The 2,138-nt window shown below is 72.4% G+C and carries 4 protein-coding genes; 3 read left to right on the top strand and 1 reads right to left on the bottom strand.

The window, feature by feature from the left end:
* The 3 genes from Q1K57_RS13960 to Q1K57_RS13970 form a co-directional block, all read left to right on the top strand.
* Positions 1 to 429 (top strand): hypothetical protein (locus Q1K57_RS13960; protein WP_300083650.1); only part of this gene is annotated, 429 nt, incomplete at its 5' end.
* The gene (locus tag Q1K57_RS13965) at positions 429 to 1,010 is read left to right on the top strand and encodes a hypothetical protein (RefSeq protein WP_300083652.1); all 582 of its coding nucleotides are present in this window, start codon (positions 429 to 431) and stop codon (positions 1,008 to 1,010) included. The genes Q1K57_RS13960 and Q1K57_RS13965, both read left to right, overlap by 1 nt.
* Before the next feature lies 1 nt (position 1,011).
* A complete protein-coding gene (locus Q1K57_RS13970; protein WP_300083654.1) occupies positions 1,012 to 1,647 on the top strand; it encodes a hypothetical protein in 636 nt (211 codons plus the stop codon).
* A gap of 2 nt (positions 1,648 to 1,649) precedes the next feature.
* On the opposite strand, the gene Q1K57_RS13975 is transcribed toward Q1K57_RS13970, so the two are convergent.
* Positions 1,650 to 2,138 (bottom strand): hypothetical protein (locus tag Q1K57_RS13975; protein ID WP_300083656.1); only part of this gene is annotated, 489 nt, incomplete at its 5' end.

Consider the following 2,138-nt stretch of genomic DNA (forward strand, 5'->3'; position numbering starts at 1 on the left):
GTGGTGTTCCGCCGCGCCCGCTACGGTGACTCCCTCGAGCCGGCATTCCGGCCGCAGGAGGGCGTCCGCTACTGGTTCGTCAGCCTGGACGTGACCAACACGACCAACCTGCCCGTCGACCGGTTCACCCTCACCGACGACCTCGCGATCGACCTGCCGGGACTGAAGTCCTTCCCGGGCGTGCCACCGCGACCGACGCCGTACCGCCTGCTCGACAGCCTCACCCAGGGCGACTTCCAGCCGGGTCTCGCCACCCAGATCGCCCTCGTCTGGGAGCAGGACGCCGCTGCCGCGATCCCTACCGAGGTCACGCTCACGGTGCCCAGCCACACGTGGCGCGCCAGCAGCATGGACGGCTCCACCGGCTGGCGCGACCCCGAACCGGGGCTCATCATCACGCTGCCGGCCGACCCCCTCGGGGAGGCCTGATGGCCCTCCCGCGCACCACCCTCGCCACGGGTGTCATCGTCGTCGCCGCCCTGCTGGTCGGCTCGGCGATCAACGCCCAGCTGCCCGACCCCGACGCGATCTTCTCGACGCCCTTCGAGCACCCGGGCGGCGTCGGCGAGACGATCACGCTCCGCAACGCCCGCATCACGGTCACCGGCGTCGACGCCGCCAAGGAGCTGGAATGGCTCGACCAGGTGGCGGTGAGCGCGGGCGTGTTCCTGGTGGTCGACGTCACCTACGAGCCGCGGGGCGAGACCTCGGTGCTCGGCTCGAACGCCCGCCTGGTGGCGGCCGATGGCCGCGAGTTCGGCGGCCGGACGCCGGTGTCACCGGCCTGCGGGCCGGCGCAGCCGGGCCTGCCGCTCGCCTGCCGCCTCACGCTGGAGGTGCCGCCGGACGTGCTCGCCGGGGCGGTCCTGAAGGTGCCGGCCGGCATCGACACCACCCTGATGGACGACGTCGCCGTCATCGACCTCGGCATCACCCCGGAGCGGGCGTCCGAACTGGGGGCGGCGTCCGGGCGCATCGTCCTGCCCGACGAGACCCCGGTGGCAGGCTGACATGGCGACCCCGACGACCGCCTCCCCCACCTGGCTGCGGCGCAACCGGCTGTGGCTGATCCTGCTGCCTGTCCTGCTGCTCCTGGCCATGGCCGCCTCGTCGTTCCGCCTCACCGCGCTCTACCTGCCCTGGTCGTGGTCGCACCCGATCGTCGCCCACGGCCCCACGGGGACCCTGAGCGAGGAGTTCATGGCCATCGACGGCTCGACGCATCGCCGCGACGTGACGGTCACGGTTCACGCCGTGCAGCCGGTGAGCCGGCTGGGCGACGACGCGGCCGCCGCGGGCGGCCAGCTGTGGCGCCTGGACCTGACGTTCGCCGCCCCGCCCGACCAGATCGTCGACCTGTGTTCCGTCCTGCTCGTGGACGCCGTGGGCAACCGCTACGACTCCGAGCGGGCCGGCAAGGTGGCCGCGCCGGATGCCACCTGGTGGTGGTCGGAGCGTGTCGCCTGCGTTCCCGAGGACGCCCCGGGCCCGAAGGACTCGATCCTCGGCATCGAGGAGTCCCCGGTGCCGCGTCCGGAGTCGTGGCCCGTGACGGCCGGCGTCGTGCTGCCTGCGGGTGTGGAGCCGGTCGGCGTGGTCGTGCGCTGGCACGAGCCCACCTACCTCCAGCTCGACGTGCCCGCCTGAGCTCAGGCGGTGGCGGCTTCCGCTTCCGCTTCCGCGGCGTCGCGCCGCTGGGCGGTGACGATCGCGTTCACGGCGGCGGCCAGCAGCGACAGCACGATCGTGAAGTACACCAGGCGCGACACCATCTGGTAGTAGGGCGACAAGGCGTACTGACGCAACATCTCGCCCGGGCCGATGACCCACCGCATGCCCAACGCGGCGAGGCTCTGCAGGCCGTTCGCGACGACGAAGATGACGCAGAACAACACCATGGGCACCACGCCCGCCGCGGCGATCTTGCCGATGGCGCCGAGCGTGTTCTTCACCGGCGTCGTCACCGGCTCGACCGCCTGGGAGACCACCCGCTTCACGGGGTCGGGCACCTTCGACAGCCGCTTGGTGACCTCTTCGTGGGTCTCCACCTCGATGGCCTTGCCGGCCAGCTTCTGCCCGTACACGGCGGCGCCGATGGCCAGCCATGCGACGGGCACGAGCACCACCGAGCCGAGCCC

Source organism: Propioniciclava sp., from assembly GCF_029977985.1.
Lineage (GTDB): Bacteria > Actinomycetota > Actinomycetes > Propionibacteriales > Propionibacteriaceae > Propioniciclava.

Excerpts from the sequence above, each read along its gene's own strand:
- Q1K57_RS13965 (WP_300083652.1), top strand. The coding sequence starts at position 429 with ATGGCCCTCCCGCGCACCACCCTCGCCACGGGTGTCATCGTCGTCGCC.
- Q1K57_RS13970 (WP_300083654.1), top strand. The coding sequence starts at position 1,012 with ATGGCGACCCCGACGACCGCCTCCCCCACCTGGCTGCGGCGCAACCGG.